Origin of the sequence: Thioalkalivibrio sp. (genome assembly GCF_041690275.1) — a bacterium.
Classification (GTDB): domain Bacteria; phylum Pseudomonadota; class Gammaproteobacteria; order Ectothiorhodospirales; family Ectothiorhodospiraceae; genus Thioalkalivibrio.
On the sequence record NZ_JAWLHP010000002.1, the window covers coordinates 1 to 16817 of the forward strand.

At 66.8% G+C, this 16817-nt stretch carries 16 protein-coding genes; 10 read left to right on the forward strand and 6 right to left on the reverse strand.

Annotation, left to right across the window (positions count from 1 at the left end):
- Positions 1–6: 6 nt before the first annotated feature.
- The 4 genes from ACESMN_RS00370 to ACESMN_RS00385 all read right to left on the reverse strand — a co-directional run bounded on the left by ACESMN_RS00370 (position 7) and on the right by ACESMN_RS00385 (position 3558).
- Positions 7–531: a hypothetical protein gene (locus ACESMN_RS00370; protein WP_373051596.1), complete on the reverse strand. Its 525-nt coding sequence runs from the start codon at positions 529–531 to the stop codon at positions 7–9.
- Between the two features lie 68 nt (positions 532–599).
- Positions 600–884, reverse strand: coding sequence for a hypothetical protein (locus ACESMN_RS00375; RefSeq protein WP_373051597.1), 285 nt, complete (start codon positions 882–884; stop codon positions 600–602).
- A gap of 156 nt (positions 885–1040) precedes the next feature.
- Positions 1041–2636: a mucoidy inhibitor MuiA family protein gene (locus tag ACESMN_RS00380; RefSeq protein WP_373051598.1), complete on the reverse strand. Its 1596-nt coding sequence runs from the start codon at positions 2634–2636 to the stop codon at positions 1041–1043.
- Positions 2637–2739: 103 nt separating this feature from the next.
- Positions 2740–3558, reverse strand: coding sequence for an NYN domain-containing protein (locus ACESMN_RS00385; protein ID WP_373051599.1), 819 nt, complete (start codon positions 3556–3558; stop codon positions 2740–2742).
- Positions 3559–3749: 191 nt separating this feature from the next.
- On the opposite strand from ACESMN_RS00385, the gene ACESMN_RS00390 reads away from it, so the two are divergent.
- The 4 genes from ACESMN_RS00390 to ACESMN_RS00405 all read left to right on the forward strand — a co-directional run bounded on the left by ACESMN_RS00390 (position 3750) and on the right by ACESMN_RS00405 (position 8158).
- The gene (locus ACESMN_RS00390; RefSeq protein ID WP_373051600.1) at positions 3750–3938 is read left to right on the forward strand and encodes a hypothetical protein; all 189 of its coding nucleotides are present in this window, start codon (positions 3750–3752) and stop codon (positions 3936–3938) included.
- Positions 3939–4139: 201 nt separating this feature from the next.
- Complete coding sequence (locus ACESMN_RS00395) at positions 4140–5618, forward strand: AAA family ATPase (RefSeq protein WP_373051601.1); 1479 nt, start codon at positions 4140–4142, stop codon at positions 5616–5618.
- A 68-nt stretch (positions 5619–5686) separates the two neighbouring features.
- The gene (locus tag ACESMN_RS00400) at positions 5687–6925 is read left to right on the forward strand and encodes an SPOR domain-containing protein (RefSeq protein ID WP_373051602.1); all 1239 of its coding nucleotides are present in this window, start codon (positions 5687–5689) and stop codon (positions 6923–6925) included.
- Between the two features lie 108 nt (positions 6926–7033).
- Positions 7034–8158 carry an LBF_2804 family protein gene (locus ACESMN_RS00405; protein WP_373051603.1) on the forward strand — a complete coding sequence of 375 codons (1125 nt, stop codon included), beginning with the start codon at positions 7034–7036 and terminating at the stop codon, positions 8156–8158.
- 81 nt (positions 8159–8239) lie between these two features.
- Here the strand turns inward: ACESMN_RS00405 and ACESMN_RS00410 are convergent, their stop codons facing one another.
- Positions 8240–9601 carry a TrpB-like pyridoxal phosphate-dependent enzyme gene (locus ACESMN_RS00410; protein WP_373051604.1) on the reverse strand — a complete coding sequence of 454 codons (1362 nt, stop codon included), beginning with the start codon at positions 9599–9601 and terminating at the stop codon, positions 8240–8242.
- Between the two features lie 514 nt (positions 9602–10115).
- Between ACESMN_RS00410 and ACESMN_RS00415 the strand changes: the two genes are divergently transcribed.
- The 4 genes from ACESMN_RS00415 to ACESMN_RS00430 all read left to right on the forward strand — a co-directional run bounded on the left by ACESMN_RS00415 (position 10116) and on the right by ACESMN_RS00430 (position 13946).
- Entirely contained in the window at positions 10116–10481 is a 366-nt protein-coding gene (locus ACESMN_RS00415; protein ID WP_373051605.1) for an Hsp20/alpha crystallin family protein, read from the forward strand.
- A 2-nt stretch (positions 10482–10483) separates the two neighbouring features.
- The gene (gene lon / locus ACESMN_RS00420) at positions 10484–12862 is read left to right on the forward strand and encodes an endopeptidase La (RefSeq protein WP_373051606.1); all 2379 of its coding nucleotides are present in this window, start codon (positions 10484–10486) and stop codon (positions 12860–12862) included.
- Positions 12863–12911: 49 nt separating this feature from the next.
- Positions 12912–13538, forward strand: coding sequence for an HPF/RaiA family ribosome-associated protein (locus ACESMN_RS00425; RefSeq protein ID WP_373051607.1), 627 nt, complete (start codon positions 12912–12914; stop codon positions 13536–13538).
- Positions 13539–13742: 204 nt separating this feature from the next.
- A complete protein-coding gene (locus ACESMN_RS00430) occupies positions 13743–13946 on the forward strand; it encodes a tautomerase family protein (protein WP_373051608.1) in 204 nt (67 codons plus the stop codon).
- Positions 13947–14014: 68 nt separating this feature from the next.
- Here the strand turns inward: ACESMN_RS00430 and ACESMN_RS00435 are convergent, their stop codons facing one another.
- A complete protein-coding gene (locus ACESMN_RS00435) occupies positions 14015–15118 on the reverse strand; it encodes a PQQ-dependent sugar dehydrogenase (protein WP_373051609.1) in 1104 nt (367 codons plus the stop codon).
- A gap of 86 nt (positions 15119–15204) precedes the next feature.
- Between ACESMN_RS00435 and ACESMN_RS00440 the strand changes: the two genes are divergently transcribed.
- Together ACESMN_RS00440 and ACESMN_RS00445 are read left to right on the forward strand one after the other, a co-directional pair.
- Positions 15205–15645 (forward strand): hypothetical protein, encoded by a 441-nt coding sequence (locus tag ACESMN_RS00440; protein WP_373051610.1) that lies wholly within the window; start codon positions 15205–15207, stop codon positions 15643–15645.
- 58 nt (positions 15646–15703) lie between these two features.
- Entirely contained in the window at positions 15704–16774 is a 1071-nt protein-coding gene (locus tag ACESMN_RS00445) for a hypothetical protein (protein WP_373051611.1), read from the forward strand.
- The last annotated feature ends 43 nt before the right edge of the window (positions 16775–16817 follow it).

A 16817-nucleotide genomic window follows, 5' to 3' on the forward strand; every position in this document is an offset into this window, starting at 1 on the left:
GGCCCACTAGCGTGTCTCCGGCTCGGCCTCGCTGCGCAGGCGCTCCAGGGCCTCGGGCAATCCGCGGACGGGGACATGGAAGCCGGTGGTGCCGCGGCGCATGCGCCCATCCTCGGAATAGAAGACCCGGGTCAGTTCAACACGGAAGGATCCGCGTCGCGCAATCCTGGAGACCTGTGCATCGGTGAACTCGATCCAGCAAATCGGGCCCGCGCAATAGCCGTCTTCCGCGCGCACCGATCGGCGCAGGGTGGGGGTGTCCAGAGTGGTCTGGATCAACTGGAAATCCTCACCGGTCCAGGCCGCCGCAAACAGCCAGTCATCGCCTTCCGGGACGAACGCAAGCGGCGTTCCTTCGCGCTCCAGCCTGGCATGGCAGTGCTCCGTTTCCAGCACCAGCAGCGACGGCGCGCAACTGTACTCCCACTCTCCGGGAAGGAATCGGCCGCAGCCCGAGACCAGTGCAATGCCCGTCAACACGATGACCAGCCGGAGGCCGCGAAGCGGCCCGCGGGACCTGGTCAGGGGCATGACCCCGCGCAGAGATGGGCCTCTGCACAGGCGGACGGCTGACGGTGTTGCAGGCCTCGGGGTGGGGGTCAAGTGATGTCTGCCGACACCGGATGCCTTCGGCGGCGGTTGCCGGCGGTCGCCTCATCCGGGCCGCGCAGGCGCCGGATCTGGTGCGGGCGCGCATCGACGACGATGCCGTCACGGGTCAGCACCTTTACGCGATAGCTCGGGTTGGTACGGTACTGCATGCTGACGAGGTCCATCGAGGTCCGCGGCGCCAGCGGACTCACGATCACGCCCAGAGCACCGTTCCACTCCGTGTAGTAGCTGGCATTCTGCATGATGACCAGTTCACCGACCTTGAACGTCATAGCGGCTGTCCTCGCTCGAGGAAAATCGTTACCGGCGGGCCGCGATCCCGGCCCGGGGCGGTGCGCCGTCCAACCCCGTGCGGTCCTCGCACGAGTATAGCGAATATGGCCGATTCAGCGCCTCCCCCGGAGCCGGGAAAAGGACGGGTCGCAGCGTCAGGGCGGGCCGATACCGCGGACGTCTTCGACCTCCTCGGGCCACGAAACCGTGTAGCCGAAGCGTACCGCTACCGTTGCACCAGCGGCTGGTTCGAGTTCCCAGGCCAGCACACCGAGGCGATCGTCGACATCGCGCTGATCCGGTTCGGTGGTCCCGGGCATCAGTTCCACCTGGACCCGCTCGTCCCGGGACACGGGCATGCGGTCGAGCACCGTGACCGGCAGGGCTCGGTCGTGTCGGTTTTCCACGGTGATGCGGTAGCTCCGTTCCAGGCGCTGCTGGCGCCGCAGCAAGCCCTGCCGGCCCTTGCTGTCGCGGTCGAGCATCCGGTTGACCTCGATCCGATTGTCGACCCCGAAGGCGAGATTCAGCGGTGCCCCGGGGGCAATGGTCCCGACCCGGGTGCGGCCCACCAGCTGCCCGTCCTGGAACAGGTTCACGGACCCGGGCAGGAGGGGCGTGGCGCCATCCAGGGCGGTCTCCGCAAAGAGATAGGCGTAGGGTGACAGCAGCGGAACCGCGCGTACCGAGAGTTCAACCTCCTGCTCATCATGCGTCAGCAGGAATCGCTGCACCCGGTTGTCCGTGGGCAGGGAGACGCGGCCCGGAACCCGGTACTGGCTGGTGAATTCGGTGGTCTCCACGGTCGCGGCCTCGCTGGCGGGCGCGGGCGCCGCCAGCATGTCCTGTGCGCTTCCTTCGCGCTCCTGGGTGGGGCGCGGCGGTGCAACCTCGATGAACCACGGCTGCAGTTCGGGCAGGCGACCGCCCAGTGCCGGACGAGCAGTGGAAAGGTGCAGGGTGACGTTCTCCCAGCTCTCCCCGGTGTTCTGTCGGACCTCGGCCTGCTGCACCCACTCCATGCGTTTGGCCGCGGTATCCAGCCGTGCCTCGTACAATGGGGTCCAGGCGGCTCCGGGAACCTCATATTCCAGGATCAGGCGGGCGGTCCCGGCGGCGGGCGCGGAATAGTGGATCGCGGCCTCGAGCGTGTCGCGCCGCTCGGTGCGCACGGCCTCCAGTTCCCTTCGGATGCGTTCGATCTCCTGGTCGACGCTGCGCATATCCGCGTCGATCAGCGTGATGCGCTCCAGCTCTTCCCGGGCGCCGTCGCCGACCAGGCCCCAGGCCTGTTGCCACTCGTCCGGGGGCAGCGCCGGTTCGACCGCGCCGGCATTCTGGGTGAGGTTGCGGATGAAACCGAGTTTGATCTCATGGGCCTGACGGCGGTCAGCCAGGCCGCGGCGCTGGTCCTGTGCGGACTGAAGCGCCTCGGTGAGGCGCTGTTCCTCGGGGTGAGAGAGCTCCCGGCCCTGGATCATGCGGGTCTCGGCATGCCGCAGGCGCAGCCCTTCCAGCCCCTCGGCCCGTACCCGGAGACTGGCCGCATCGAGGCGCGGGGGGAGCGGATGGATGCGCACCACATCCTCGCCGGCGGAGACCTCGATCGTGTGCACCCGTGTCACGGTGGCCCGGTCCGGGTAGACGGTCACTTCCGACACGCCCTCCGCAAGTGCCGTCGCGACCGGAGGTAGCAGGCCACCGCAGAGAAGCAGGAACGCGACCGGGGCGGTGCGGAACGAAAGGGTCATTGGGACTCTCCGGCAGTTGCGGGTCGGGAATGGCGGCCCGCTGGCGCACAAGGGTAGCGCGGGCGTTTGCCGGCGTCGACGGCCCGGGGATCGGGCCCGTGGCTTAGTCCTGCAACTGAATGATGTATCCCCCCGAACGCTGATCGCGCTCGAGGCCCAGCAGGTCGGCCCGCTCGGCCTCTTCCAGCAGGGCGCTGAAGGTCCGGAACCCATAGTAGCTCTCGCTGAAACCCGGCTTGCGGCGCTTGATCGCCTGCTTGACCATCGAGCCCCAGATCGGCTCGCCTTCTCCGCGCTCCGCCTGCAGTGCCTCGGCGGTCTCGACCACAAGATCCATGGCCTGCTGCCGCCGTTCCCCATTGTCCTGTTCCCCCGCCTTCGATGCCGCCTCGTCCTTGCCCGCCGCCCTGGCTTCCTTGCGCGGTTTGCGGATCTTCCGGGCTTCCTCGCGGACCAGGTCATCGTAGTAGATGAACTCGTCACAGGCAGTGGTGAGGAGGTCGGAGGTGGACTTCTTCACCCCAACGCCGATCACCAGCCGGTTGTTCTCGCGCAGCTTGGCCACCAGCGGGGAAAAGTCGGAATCGCCGCTGATGACTACGAAGGCATCCACGTGTTCCTTTGTGTAACACAGATCCAGGGCGTCGACGACCATCCGGATGTCCGCCGAGTTCTTGCCGGACTGGCGCACGTGCGGGATCTCGATCAATTCGAAGGCGGCCTCGTGCATCGGCGCCTTGAATTCCTTGTACCGGTCCCAGTCGCAGTAGGCCTTGCGGACCACGATGTTGCCCTTCAGCAGAAGCCGCTCCAGCACGCGCCGGATGTCGAACTGCGGGTATCTGGCCTCCCGCACCCCGAGGGCGATGTTCTCGAAATCGCAGAACAGGGCCATGTTGCGGATCTCGGGCAGGTCGGTCATGGAGACACCCTCGTGTACTGGAGAGGACTGACGTTCAGGGTACCCGAAACGCCCCGGGTCCGGGTGAGAGGTTTGACGGCCCGGATGAACCGGAGTAGGTTCCGCTGAAAAAAAGCTGCCAGCTCATGGCCGCCCATGGCGCGCAGGCTCCAGAGGCGGTGCAGTCCCACCCGAAGCGTTATGGAGGAAAGATGGAAGCATTAATCGCCGCCTCGTGGTTGCCGCAGGCTGTTATTCTTGCCGTGATCGGTTTCGTTGCCTTTTACACTTCCTGTGCAGTCGGTCTGCGCGCGAACTGGCTGGCCTACCATCCGTCAATCTGCGGCAGCGTCGGTGCTGCCGGTGGTGCAGCGATGGGAATCCTCGTCGCCACCGTCTAGGCACCACGGAACATCCGGTCGACGAAGCCCCCGTCACGGGGGCTTCGTTGCTTCCGGGAGGCCTTCCCGGATCGGCGCACCGACACCCTGAATTCGCCTATCATGGTGAGCGGGCGAACCTTCGCGCTGCGGGCGGGCCGGCCTCCCGCCCGGTCCGGGGTCTCGCACGATCCTCCCCGGCAACCTGAACGGACTTTCCGCTTGAACAACCTCGGCACCCGAATCGGCAAGGCCCTCACCGGAGGACAGCCCCTGGTCTACGTCCGCTGTCACGAGGAAGAGCGCCTGGAACGGCAGCTCGCCGCGTGGTCCAGCTCCCACTACGGGGATGCGCGTCCGGTTCATGTCTGGACCACGACGCGCGGGTTTGCCGCGCAGGAATCCGCCTCCGCCCGTGACCCTCTCGAGACCCTGAACTCGATCCTTGCGGCACCGCGCGAGGCCTTCTATCTGTTCAAGGACCTGCCGCTGCTGTTCGATGAGCGTCCGGAGCTGGTGCGGGCGCTGCGGGATCTCTATCGAGCCCTTGACGGCGGCGATACCTTCCTCTTTCTGTCCTGTCCGGTGTGGAGCATTCCCGAGTCGCTGTCACGGGAGGTGCTGACCGCGGAGCTCGGCGCCCCCGATCAGCAGGAGATCCTCGACGAGATCCAGGCCTTCGCGGCAGAGGGACCGGCAGCCGCGCCACCGGAGCCCTGGCTGGCGCAGGCGGCCGCGTCCATGAAGGGCATGATGCTGACCGAGATCCGGCACCTGATGCGCCGCCTCGGCGTGGAGGGGCGACTCGGGACGGAGGAAGGTCTGGCCGAGATCCGGGCCGAGAAGGCCACCGCCCTGATGCGCGAGGCCTGCCTGAAATACCTTCCGGAGACGGTGGCGATCGATCAGATCGGCGGGCTCGAGAATCTGAAGGAATGGGTGCTGACGCGGCGCAGTTTCTTCTCCGGGCAGCATGCCAATGCCCGGGTTGCGCCGCCGTCCGGCGTGCTGTTCATGGGAGTGAGTGGCTGCGGCAAGAGCATGGCGGCCAAGGTGATTGCCAGTGCGTGGTCGCTGCCCCTGGTGCGCCTGGACATGAACCTGGTGCTCTCCGGCGCCTACGGCGCGCCCGAGTTTGCCTTCGACCACGCACTGCAGACAGCGGAACAGATCGCGCCGATGGTGCTGTGGATCGACGAGATGGAGAACAGCTTCGGTTATGATTCCGAGAGTCATCGCGGCAACAACCCGAACATCTTTTCCAGCTTTCTGACCTGGATGCAGGAAAAACCGCCCGGCGTCTTCGTGGTGGCCACCGCGAACCGGATCCAGCTGCTCCCGGCCGAGGTGATCCGCAAGGGACGCTTCGACCAGCTCTTCTTCCTCGACCTGCCGAACGAGGAGGAACGGTCCGGGATCATCCAGATCCACCTGCAAGCGGCCGGGGCCGATCCGGCCGGATTCAGCATGAACACACTTACCGTGCTCACGCGCAGCTGGAGCGGTGCCGAGATCGAACAGGCGGTCAAGGCGGCGGCGGTGCATGCCTGGGAGGAGGGGCGGGAGATGAACGAGCGCGACCTGTTCTGGAGCGCGTCGCGCATCGTACCCCTGTCGAAGACCATGTCGGAGCAGATCAAGGCACTGCGTACCTGGTCGCAGGATCGGGCGACCCCCGCGTCGCACAAGGGTCCGTCTTGAGCGACCGACCGCTCTGCGCGCGCGCGAGGTACTGGGAAATGCGCAGGGATTTGAGCGAGAATGCTGCTGTGAAAGACGACGCCCTGCATCAGCCATCTCGCTTGCCTGCGCCCTCTGGCGATCACTGGTCGGCACTGCTGGCCGGCACCTGCCTGGCTTTGGTGCTGGGGGGCTGCGCGACCAGCGGAGTGCCTCTGCCCGACGAGCGCTCCGCCCGGGCGGCCGTTGCCGAGGCGGTGCAGCGGCAGGACTGCGTCGGTGCGGACGAGGCGATGGAGGCGCTGGATGAACATTTCTCCGGCGCTGAAACAGCGACACGGCAGCGCCTGGAGACGGCCCGTGTCTGTATCGGGGCGGACGAGCCGGCTCGCGCACGTCGCCACACCGAGGCTCTGGTTTCCGGGGATACGACGTTCGCGCAGCAGGACGACGCCCACTACCTGCATGCCCTCGCCGGTCACGGGATGTGGAAGCAGAGACATCGTGCGGCGTCGTCGAGATCGGAACTGCTGGCCGATGTCGAGGCGGCACGGGAAGCGGTCGAGGATTTTGCGGTCCTGGTGGCGCGCTTCCCCGAGTCCCGCTATCGGGACGAGGTGCTGCCCTACCTGGTCGAACTGCACGAGGGCCTGGCTCGCTCCGAACTGCGCATCGCGCGGCTGGACCTGGAGCAGGGCCAGTACCAGCGGGCTGCGGCGCGCGCCCAATATGTCGCCGAGTACTACCCCCGGACGGGCAGCGTGGCAGATGCTCGCTCTGTAGAGGAGGCGGCGCTGTCCCGCGCGGCCACAGAGGTCGATAATGAGATTGCGGTCGTGGACCGCGGCACGGGTTCGTCGATGTCGCCCGGCGTCGATGCCTCCGTGCCGCCTGTAGCGGAGCCGGCCCCGATCAGGCGAGCCCCCGTCGAGCCAGCCGCGACGGACACCCGGACTGCGCCTGCCGTGCGGACCGCACCGGCGCAGACCGAACCGGAACCAGCGGAGCGCCCTGCGATTGCCGGCACCGCCTCCGATGGACGGGACTGGATCCACGCCCAACCCCGGAACGCCTTCACCATCCAGATACTGGGGCTGGCACGGGAGCAGGGGGTGCGCGAATTTCTCGCCCGGCATCCGCTCGAGCGCGGCACGGCCTGGTTCCGTACCGAACGTAACGGCAGCGACTGGTTTGTCGCGATCGCCGGCAGCTACCCGAATGCCGAGGCGGCCCGGGGCGCGCTTGCTTCGCTCCCCGCAGAGGTGCGGCGCAACCAGCCATGGATCCGCAGCTTCGGGTCGGTGCAGGACGCAATGCGCGGCGAGTGATCTGCCGGCACGGGCAGGCGAGTCCGGTCGTGGGGTCGCGGCTGGAACAGGAAGCAGGCCGACCTTTTGGTCAGTCCGGGTACGGTGTGACGCGGAGGAAACGCAGGCGTGGATCCGGCCAAGCCGCAGTTCTCTGAGCTGAATCTGATCGAACGCGCGGCGGTGTGGTTCCTGCGCCGGCGAAACGCAGTGGACCAGCCGCGCCTGCACCGCTGGACCGGGAAGGAGCTCCGGACAATCCGGTGGCTGGAGACTTCAGCGGTGATCCTGGCGGCCGTCTCCGGCATAGCCTCCGGTGCGCTGATCGGTGGACTCGAGATCTGGCTGAACGAAACCATCACGGACACGGACGAGTCGTGGCTGCGCTGGTTCGAGTACTGGGCGCTCTTCCTCGGCATATCGGTCGTCATCAGCGCAGTGGAGATCGTCTTCCTCTACTGGGTCGTGTTGTGGCGGGTGGCGCGGATCACCTCCATTGCCGGTCTGCGCCTTTCGGAGCCCCAGATCGAGCAGGTGATCGCGGTCGGGCTGTCGCGCTCGGCGCTGGACCTTCCGGACCCGCAGGAGCCGATCTATGGCATCGACCCGTTCCTGCGGGTGCCCCGGTGGAAGCTCTGGGGCTACGCGGTGCTGTACCGGCTGAAGATCAGTGCAACGAGCTTCATCGTGCGTGTGATGCTGCGCAGGGTTCTGGCCCGCGCGGCCGTCCGGACCCTGATTCCGCTGGTGGCCATTGTCGTCTATGCGGTCTGGAACGCGATCATCATCAACTGGGTGATGACGGCGTCACGCATCCGTGCCGCCGGCCCGATCGCCGTCCAGGAACTCGGACAGCGCCTCTCAAACCGGGTGGCGGACCTTGACGGGGATGCACGCCGGCTCTTTCTCGAGGCGGTGGCCGAGGCGATCGTCCGCAGTGCGAACGATCATCCGAACTTCGTGATCCTGCTGGAACAGCTGTTCAGGGAACTCGGGATCCGACCGGGTACGCTCGACATGGACTGGGATGTGCAGAGGGAATCCGTGCGCGACCTGGATGCCGACACGCAGTCGCTGCTGCTCGACGTGCTTCAGGTGACAGTGATGCTCGACGGAAGGCCCAGGCGTCGCCAGATAAGGTTCCTGCGCGAGGTCTCCGACCTCTGCGGCCGGAGCTTCGATGCCGGGCGCCTGCAGGCGCACTACACGGATTTCTTCAGAGGCCAGGGCATCGGCGCGCTCGGCCGCGCCTGAGGGCCCGGGCGCGAAGACCACGCCCCGCGATCCACGCGACCCGCAGGCTGCAGGAGCGCGGCGCCGTCCGGACCCACGGCATCACGCGACCGAAGGCAACCCGGCCAGGGCCATGGCGATCTCGCCATCGTCGTACTCGAGATCCATCAGCTTCCCGTCGAAGTAATCGCGGTAGGCCTGCATGTCGAAGTTGCCGTGGCCGCACAGGTTGAACAGGATCGCACGGCTCACGCCTTCTTCCCGGCAGCGCAGGGCCTCGTCGATCGCGGCGCGGACGCCGTGATTGGCCTCCGGGGCCGGGATCACCCCCTCGGCCTTCGCGAATTGCACTCCCGCCTCGAAGCACTGGAGCTGGCTGTAGGAGCGCGGCCTGACCAGACCGAGATTGGTCACGTGCGACACCAGCGGCGCCATGCCATGGTAGCGCAGACCTCCGGCGTGGAATCCGGGCGGCACATAGGTGGAACCCAGGGTGTGCATCTTGACCAGCGGCGTCAGGTGCGCCGTGTCGCCGAAGTCGTAGGCGTATCGCCCGCGCGTGAGGGTTGGGCAGGCGGAGGGCTCCACCGCGACCAGGTCGATCTTCCGACCGCCGCGCAACTGCTCGCCGAGAAACGGGAAGCCGATGCCGGCGAAGTTGCTGCCGCCGCCGGTCGGGGCGATGACCATGTCGGGATAATCGTTCGCCATCTCGAACTGCTTCAGGGCCTCCAGACCGATCACCGTCTGGTGCAGCATCACATGGTTCAGCACGCTTCCGAGTGCGTATTTGGTGTCGTCGCGTTCGACCGAACGCTCCACGGCCTCGCTGATCGCGATGCCGAGGCTGCCGGTGCTGTCCGGGTGTTCCGCCAGCACCGCCCGACCGGCACTGGTGAGTTCGGAGGGGCTCGCGATGCACCGCGCGCCGAAGGTCTCCATGAACGAGCGGCGGTAGGGCTTCTGCTGAAAGCTCACCTTCACCATGAAGACCTCGATCTCCAGGCCGAAGAAGGAGCCGGCCAGCGCCAGTGCCGAACCCCACTGGCCGGCGCCGGTCTCGGTGGTGATGCGCTTGACGCCTTCCTGCTTGTTGTAGAAGGCCTGGGCGATCGCGGTGTTGGGCTTGTGCGAGCCTGCCGGGCTGACGCCCTCGTACTTGTAGTAGATGCGCGCGGGGGTATCCAGCATCTTCTCCAGCCGGCGCGCCCGATACAGCGGCGAGGGGCGCCACTGCCGGTAGATGTCGCGCACTGGTTCGGGAATCTCGATCTCCCGCTCCTGGCTGACCTCCTGCTCGATTACCCCCATCGGGAAGATCGGCGCCAGATCGTCGGGCCCGACCGGCTGGTGGGTCCCGGGATGCAGGATCGGCGGCAGGGGGGCGGGCAGGTCCGCCGCGATGTTGTACCAGCGCCGGGGAAGATCGCGTTCGTCGAGGACGTACTTCACGGAATCGGTCATGGGTCGGGCATCTCCTGGGAGGTCCTTGCGGTCGGGGGGCCGGGGGTCCTCGCTTCGGTTCGCCTCCGGTCCGGACCGATCCGCGGCTGTCTGCGACTGACCCTGGCGGGCCATGCGGAATCGCCAAACTGGCGCTCGCGCTCCGTAGGATACCGATTTTGCCTTGGAAATGGGGTTGTTCGGAATTGCCGGTACGGCTATGCGCCGGTCATTTGCAGGTCGTCCCGGGGCACGGTCCCCGTTGCACTGCGTGTGGGTCCCAAAACGCGCTTCAAGGCCGTCTGACGGTCCAAAAAAACCGGCATCAAGTGACCGTTTCTCATGGAGTTGGCTTGGTTCGACCCCGGAAGAGACCCGTAGGGGGATGGATAGAGGTGGACGGATTGGTCTAGTCTGGTGGGTGAGGGCAGACCGCGAGGCCGGGATGTGGAACGCAGGCATCGCTCCTCCAGGCCGGTCTGCAAGAGCCCACTGGCACAGGGAGATCTCACGTTCCGACGAGGGAGCGACCCCCATGGAACACGAACTGATTCGCCTCACCCGTCGCCTGATGTTGTCTCGGCGGGATCGGCTCCTGCCGCCACGCTGGCTTCCACCGGCGGATCTCTACAGGACTCCGGATGGCTGGTTGCTGAAGCTCGAGATGGCGGGTGTGGCGCCCGAGTCCATCCAGGTGCAGGTCTTCGGCCGTTCGATCGCCATACGGGGCGAGCGGCGCGACGGCCTGCGGATCGCGGGGCACGCCTGCTATTCCATGGAGATCGCCTACTGTGCGTTTGAGCGCACCTTTGAGTTGCCGATCGATCTCGACCGCGCCGCTGTTGCCAGCGAGTACGACCTCGGGATGCTCGTGGTGACGATAACGCCGGAGGCCAGATAGCCGTGAACAAGGAGACCGAACCCCAAGTCTACGTCCTTCCCGTTCTTCCGCTGCGCAGGACGGTCCTGTTTCCGATGCTGGCGGGCCCCTTCGCCGCAGGCCGCAAGGCCTCCATCGAAGCGCTCGAGGCCGCCTCGAACTCTGAGGACAAGACGCTGATCACGGCGACGCAGAAGGACGCCAGCATCGAAAATCCGGATATCGACGATCTGCATCGCTTTGCCACCCGGGGGGCGGTGAGGCGCCTGGCCCGCTCCGAGGAAACGCTCGAAGTGATCATCGAGGGGCTGGAGCGGGTCCGCATCCAGGATGTGGAGCGGGAGGACGGGCGCCTGATCGCGCATGCAATTCCCGCCCCGGTCGTGTTGGAGCCCGGTCCGGAGGGTGAGGCCCTGAAGCGGGAACTGGTCAGCCGGATCAGGGAATTCCAGACCCTGGTGCCGCAGCTGGGGCAGCTGAACATCGACGAGCTGCTGGATCGGATCCGTGATCCGATGCATCTGGTGTACCTGCTTGCCGCGCTGCTCGAACTGGACTTCGAAAAGTCCCAGCAACTCCTCGATGCCTCGGAACAGAACCAGGCGATGAAGCTCCTGCTCGAATACATGCGCAAGGAGTACGAGGTCGTGAAACTGCGTCGCGAGATCGCCGGCGAGGCCGAGTCCGAGGCTGGCCGCGAGCAGCGCAAGTACATGCTGCGCCAGCAGCTGAAGGCGATCCAGAAGGAGCTCGGCGAGGGCGAGGGCGGCGGCACGGTCACGCAGGAACTTCAGGAACGGCTGGAGCAGGCCGAATTGCCGGATCCGGTGCGCGAAGAGGCGGAACGGGAACTAGGCCGGCTCGAGGGGGTACCGTCGGCCTCCCCGGAGCACGGAGTGATCCGCAACCGGCTGGAGCTCATCATCGAACTGCCCTGGGCGCGGCGCACCGAGGACAACCTGGACCTGGCCCGCGCGCGACAGATCCTTGACGAGGACCACTACGACCTCGACGAGATCAAGGAGCGCATTCTCGAGCAACTCGCGGTGCTGCGTCTGAATCCCGAGGCAAAGGCGCCGATTCTGTGCTTCGTGGGTCCGCCTGGTGTGGGCAAGACCTCCCTCGGGCAATCCATCGCACGTTCCCTCGGCCGGGAGTTCGAGCGGTTCAGCCTCGGTGGCCTTCGGGACGAGGCCGAGCTGCGCGGCCATCGGCGGACCTACGTGGGTGCGATGCCCGGCCGGATCATCCAGGCCATGCGTCGAGCCGGCAGCGCGAATCCGCTGCTGATGCTGGATGAGATCGACAAGCTTGGCCACGATTTTCGGGGCGATCCCGCCTCGGCGCTGCTGGAGATCCTCGATCCGGCCCAGAACTACGAGTTCCGGGACAATTATCTGGACCTGCCCTTCGACCTCTCCCGGGTGCTGTTCATCACCACCGCCAACACGCTGGAGACCATCCCGGGGCCGCTCCTGGACCGCATGGAGGTCCTGCAGCTGTCCGGCTACAGTGACGAGGAAAAGCTGGAGATCGCGCGTCGATACATCCTCGAGCGCCAGCGCAAGCAGGCGGGCCTCGACCGGGAGCAGTTCACGGTGCCGGACGCGACCATCCTTCGGGTGATCCGTCATTACACGCGCGAGGCGGGCGTGCGCGAGCTGGAACGCCGGATCGGCCGCCTGGCCCGCAAGGTCGCGCTGCGCATCGCCGAGGAGCGCGAGGTCCCCGAGACCATCTCCCCCGAAGTCCTCGAGGAACTGCTGGGCCGCGAGCGCTTCAGGCCCGAACAGGCCCGCAAGGAGATGCCACCCGGCGTGGCCACCGGTCTGGCCTGGACCCCGACCGGGGGTGATGTGCTGTATGTGGAGGCGATCCTGTTGCCGGAAGAGGGCAAGCTCACCCTCACAGGGCAGCTCGGGGAGGTGATGAAGGAATCGGCCCAGGCCGCCCAGAACTGGGTCCTGTCACACGCGGGCCGCCTGAACATCACGCATCCGCGTGCCGGTCTGCACATCCACGTGCCGGCAGGCGCCATCCCGAAGGACGGTCCTTCCGCCGGTGTCACCATGGCCACGGCCGTCGCTTCCGTCTACAGCGGTCGCTCCGTGCGCAGCGACACTGCGATGACCGGGGAAATCACGCTTTCCGGTCTGGTGCTGCCGGTCGGCGGCGTGAAGGAGAAGATCCTCGCGGCGCGACGCGCTGGCTTGCGCGGGGTGATTCTGCCCCGCGGAAACGAGAAGGATCTGGATGACGTGCCGGACTCCGTGCGCGAGGAGATGGAATTCACGCTGGCGGACCGGATCGACGATGTGCTGCGCGCCGCGATTCCCGGACTGCTTCCTGAAGATGAATCCGCCGAGGCCACCGAATCCTCCGGGCAAGAATCGGGGGCGTAACCGGCCGCCCACGACCCTTCTGTCCCGGGACAATACGGAGATCGAGAGAATGCAGACTCCTCTGGAACTGAATTTCCACAACGTTGACCGTTCCGATTGGAGCGAGAACCTGATCCGCGAGCGCGTTGCCAGGCTCGAGCGTTACTCGGACGAGATCGTCTCCTGTCACGTGATCGTTTCCCGGCCACACACGCACCAGCACAAGGGAAACCCGATGAAGGTGACGATCGAGGTCCGGCTGCCACAAAACCGTCGGCTCGTGGTCAACGAGGAGCCGGTCGTGGTCGAGCAGCAGAGCAAGCTTTCGGTGGTGATCAACTCGGCCTTCGACGCGATGCAGCGGCGGCTGAGCAAGACGGGTGAGCATCATCGGCGCGACGCCCTGACGCCGTCCGAGGAGGAAAACCGGGCGCTGGTGGTGCGCCTGTTCGCGGAAGAAGGCTACGGATTCCTGCGCACGATGGACGGACGCGAGTTCTACTTCCACGAACACGCCGTTCTGAACCACGACTTTCCCCGGCTGGCAGTGGGGACCGAGGTCCGGTTCGAACCGTCGATGGGCGAGCAGGGCCCGCAGGCCAGCACGGTGCGCATCGTCAACAAGCCCGGCGAACGCGAATCCGACGCAACCGCGCACCGCCCAGACGTCCCACCGGACTGGCGCAGCCAGCCCTGAACCCGCGTGCGGGGTCGGACCAGGCCAACTCCCTGATTCCTGTGGCAACGGGCCGCGGATTGCCGGCTGCGGACGGCCCTGGACGGCCATTTTTGGGGTGGAAAACGGCCAGGCAGACCGGCATCCCCGGCACTTCGGCCGTAACCGGACAACGGTGGGCTGCGGTCGGGGCAGGCGTGAATCCTGAGGCGTGGAGGAAAGAGGATGCCATACGTGAATATCAGGGTGACCCGCGAGGGCGTCACGCCGGAGCAGAAGAGGCAGCTGATCGAGGGCGCGACACGTCTGCTGGTGGATGTACTGGGGAAGAACCCGGCGACCACGGTCGTGGTGATCGACGAGGTCGAGATGGAGAACTGGGGGGTCGGCGGCATCCCGGTGGACGAGCGGCGCCGCAACAGGCCGTAGTGGGCCAGGCGGAAGGTTGGGTAACCATCTGGCGCAGCGATCCGATACCGAACCTTCCGCCTGGCCCACTACTCCACCGGCGTGACGCGTAGCACCCGTCCGTCGGGTCTGTCGGTCAGCAGATAGAGCGAACCGTCCGGCGCGGTCTGCACGTCGCGCAGTCGCTCGCCAACCTCCTCGAAGAGCCGCTCCTCGCCGCTCACGCCCGTGCCGTCGAGTGGCAGGCGGAGGACCTCCCGCTGCACCAGCGAGCTGACCAGCAGGCTGTTGCGCCATTCCGGAAAGAGATCACCGCGGTACAGGGTCATGCCCGAGGGCGCAATGGCGGGTGTCCAGTGACGCACGGGGTCGCGCATGCCGGGCAGCGAGGTGTGAGGAGTGACGCGGGCCCCCGAGTAGTCGATGCCATGACTGACGACGGGCCACCCGTAGTTTGCGCCGGGCTCGATGATGTTGAGTTCGTCCCCGCCACGCGGTCCATGTTCGTGCGACCACAGCGTACCCGTCTGGTCATCGTGGACGAGGCCCTGCACGTTGCGGTGCCCGTAGCTGAAGATCTCCGGCCGTGCGTCAGGATGATCCACGAACGGGTTGTCAGCGGGCACCTGTCCGTTGCGGTGCAGGCGCACGATGCTCCCCGTGTGGCTTCCGAGGCGTTGTGCTTCCTCACGGTCGTCGAAGGCGTCCCCGAGTCCGAGCACCAGCGTTCCGTCCGGCAGCAGGGCCATGCGCCCACCGAAGTGCACCGGGTTGTCGCGACGGGGGCTCGCCTCGAACAGGACCTCGACATCGCGGAGATCCAGACCGTCCAGCCGGCCCCGCACCAGGCGCGTCGTATTCGAGTCGGAGGTACCGTGTGCCTGGGAGAGATAGATCAGTCCGTTCTCCACGAACTCCGGGTCCGGAAGCACCGCGAACAGACCGCCCTGGCTGCGCACGAAGGAATCCGGCACTCCTGCCACCGGGTTCTCCAGGAGGCGCCCGTCCTCTATCACGCGCAACCTGCCGGCGCGTTCGGTAACCAGCATGCGACCGTCCGGCAGAAAGGCGATCGACCAGGGATGCTCGAGACCGGAGGCGACTGTCTCGATCCGGTACTCGACCGCCTGGCTGGTACCGGTACAAGCGCATAGCGCGAGCAGCAGGGCGCGGAACAGGGCACGTGGAAGCATCGCGGGATGATTTCGATGGGCGCGGCTGCAAGAATAGCAAAGCATCCGGTCATGGCGCCGGAGCGGCCTACCGGAGTTCGATTGCGATGCGAAAACTGAGAACGGCGGTTGCCTGGTTCGCAGCGGTGCTGGTGACGGCCGCCGCGGGAAGCGTGATCCAGACCCAGTTCAACCTGGCGATGATCCGGCGGCTCGGTGCGCCTGTCTCCCTCACGGACCGGCTGGAGACCACCCTGCATGACCTCGCCGGCTTCGCCCCGACCTACGCGCTGCTGGTCGCTGCGGGATTCCTGATCGCCCTGCCGGTCAGCGGCCTGCTGGCCCGGTCCTGGCCTGCTGGACGCATGGTGCTGCACGCGCTCGCCGGCGGAACCGCAATCGTCGGGGCGCTGCTGGTGATGAATGCGCTGCTGCCCGTGACGACGATTGGCGCCGCCCGCTTTCCGTCGGGCATCGCGAGCCTCGCTCTGTCCGGGATGCTGGGGGGGCTGCTGTTCGCTTTCTGGACACGGCCGCGGACCGACTGACCCGCCACTGGCGACTGCATTTCGGAGACGACGGCACGCTATGAACGGATCGCGGCCAGTGCGCATCAGCTTCTTCGTGTCGTCCCATGGCTTTGGACATGCCTCACGGGCCTGTGCGGTGATGCAGTCTCTCCGGCGGCAGCAGCCGGACCTGTCGCTGCGCGTGTATACCCGAACGCCGGAGTGGTTCTTCCGCGATTCGGTGGGAAGACTTGACTACCGGGCCTGGCAGACGGACATCGGGCTGGTGCAGCGCTCCCCGCTGCGCGAGGACGTGCCGGCGACACTGGCTGAACTTGCTGCCTTCATGCCCTTCCGTCCCGGCGTGGTGGATCGGCTCGCGGCAGAGATCGCGGACCAGGACCTTGTGGTGTGCGACGTGTCACCCCTTGGCCTGCGTGCCGCGGCGGCCGCCGGCGTGGAGTCGGTGCTGATCGAGAACTTTACCTGGGACTGGATCTACCGCGCGTACATGGACGCACATCCCGGGCTCGCTCCCTTCATCGACTACGTTGAGGCGGTCAACCGCACCGCCGGGCTGAGGATCCAGGCCGAGCCGGTCTGTCAGCCGGTGCCGGACGCGGTCATCGCAGGGCCGATCGCGCGTGGATTGCATGAGGGTCGCGTGGCCGTGCGTGAACGGCTGGAGATCGACCCCGAGACCCCGCTGGTGCTCGTGAGCATGGGCGGAGTGCCCGCTGAGTATCCGTTCCTGGGCCGGCTTCCGGACCGGGACGACTGCGTGCTGCTGCTTCCCGGTGCGGCCACGGAGAGGCGCCGGGACGGGGCATTGCTGATGCTGCCAGAGCGCTCCGGCTTCCATCATCCGGACCTCGTGAACGCCTGCGACGCGCTGGTGTGCAAGGCCGGATACAGCACCCTGGCGGAGGCCTACCAGGCGGGCGTGCCATTGGCCTGGTTCCCGCGCGAGCGGTTTCCGGAGTCCCCGGTGCTGGATGCCTTCATTGTGCGCGAGATGTCCGGTATCCGGCTGCGTCCCTCCGACTGGGATGACGGCACGTGGATCGAGCGGCTCCCGGAGCTGCTGTCCCTGGGGCGACGTCCACCCGCGGTGGCCCCCGGTGGCGATCAGGTGGCGAACCTGCTGCTGCAGAGGCTGCATCGCTGAAGCCGGCCGGGCGCCACCCGGTTTGCGGTTTCCGGATTCCGTC

Coding starts and splice junctions, on each gene's coding strand:
- ACESMN_RS00425 (WP_373051607.1), top strand. CDS start 12,912: ATGCAGACTCCTCTGGAACTGAATTTCCACAACGTTGACCGTTCCGAT.
- ACESMN_RS00435 (WP_373051609.1), bottom strand. CDS start 15,118: ATGCTTCCACGTGCCCTGTTCCGCGCCCTGCTGCTCGCGCTATGCGCT.
- ACESMN_RS00415 (WP_373051605.1), top strand. CDS start 10,116: ATGGAACACGAACTGATTCGCCTCACCCGTCGCCTGATGTTGTCTCGG.
- ACESMN_RS00380 (WP_373051598.1), bottom strand. CDS start 2,636: ATGACCCTTTCGTTCCGCACCGCCCCGGTCGCGTTCCTGCTTCTCTGC.
- ACESMN_RS00390 (WP_373051600.1), top strand. CDS start 3,750: ATGGAAGCATTAATCGCCGCCTCGTGGTTGCCGCAGGCTGTTATTCTT.
- ACESMN_RS00440 (WP_373051610.1), top strand. CDS start 15,205: ATGCGAAAACTGAGAACGGCGGTTGCCTGGTTCGCAGCGGTGCTGGTG.
- ACESMN_RS00370 (WP_373051596.1), bottom strand. CDS start 531: ATGCCCCTGACCAGGTCCCGCGGGCCGCTTCGCGGCCTCCGGCTGGTC.
- ACESMN_RS00385 (WP_373051599.1), bottom strand. CDS start 3,558: ATGACCGACCTGCCCGAGATCCGCAACATGGCCCTGTTCTGCGATTTC.
- ACESMN_RS00410 (WP_373051604.1), bottom strand. CDS start 9,601: ATGACCGATTCCGTGAAGTACGTCCTCGACGAACGCGATCTTCCCCGG.
- ACESMN_RS00430 (WP_373051608.1), top strand. CDS start 13,743: ATGCCATACGTGAATATCAGGGTGACCCGCGAGGGCGTCACGCCGGAG.
- ACESMN_RS00375 (WP_373051597.1), bottom strand. CDS start 884: ATGACGTTCAAGGTCGGTGAACTGGTCATCATGCAGAATGCCAGCTAC.